Source organism: Janthinobacterium sp. AD80 (genome assembly GCF_002878455.1).
Lineage (GTDB): Bacteria > Pseudomonadota > Gammaproteobacteria > Burkholderiales > Burkholderiaceae_D > Janthinobacterium.
Window position 1 is genome coordinate 1 of sequence record NZ_NRDQ01000332.1, and the last position, 798, is coordinate 798.

A 798-nucleotide genomic window follows, 5' to 3' on the forward strand; every position below is an offset into this window, starting at 1 on the left:
CCTGCGGCGGCCGTGCCCACGCGCTGGCTGCTGGCTGCCTGGGCCGAGTCATGCTGGCAGTGCCGCCAGGCGCTGGCGCGCAAGGGCTTGTGGCTGGCCGCCGGCGGCCTGGTGCTGATCGGCGTGGCCGGCGCGTATGCGCACGTGGTGGGCCATGCGGACGGCCCGCTGGTGCCGCGCGCGGAATTGCTGGCGCCATTGATGCTCAAGATGATGTACCTGCTGGTCGCCTTTGTGGTCGCCGGCGCGGCGGGCCTGATCGTGCGCCGTGATGGTGTCGAAGGCTTCGGCGAAATGCTCGATGCCGCCCCAGCGCCCGATGGCGTGCGCCTTGCCGGACGCGCTGCCGCCGTCTTTGCCATGACGGCCGTCTTCGCGCTGGTGCCCGGCGTCTCCGGCGTGCTGGTGGTGCTGCTGTCGGCGCCCGGCGGCGTCGATCCGCTGCTGCCGCTCACGTACCAGCTGGCGGTGATGCTGCCGGCGCTGCTGGAAATGGCCGCCATGATGGTGCTGATGCATGCGCTGATCCGGCCTGCGGGACTGGCGTATGCGGCTTCGATGCTGGTGGCATTCATCTTCATCGTCAACCACGAGCTGGAACTGGTGGCGTATCCGCCGGCCGAAGTGGCGATCCCCGCGCATGTGCTGATGTCGGGTTTGACGGGCTGGGCGCCGTGGACGGAACGCCTGCTGGCGGGCGACGCCTGGAAGCTGGCTTGTGCTGTGCTGATGCTGGCGCTGGCGGGACTGGCCGCGCCGCGCGGCACTGACGGGCGCTGGCGTGTGGCGCTGCGCCAG

At 70.9% G+C, this 798-nt stretch carries 1 protein-coding gene; it reads left to right on the forward strand.

What is annotated here, in order from left to right; all coding sequences use genetic code 11:
- Window positions 1-798: hypothetical protein (locus JaAD80_RS31115; protein ID WP_219726909.1), on the forward strand; the 798-nt coding region annotated here is incomplete at both ends.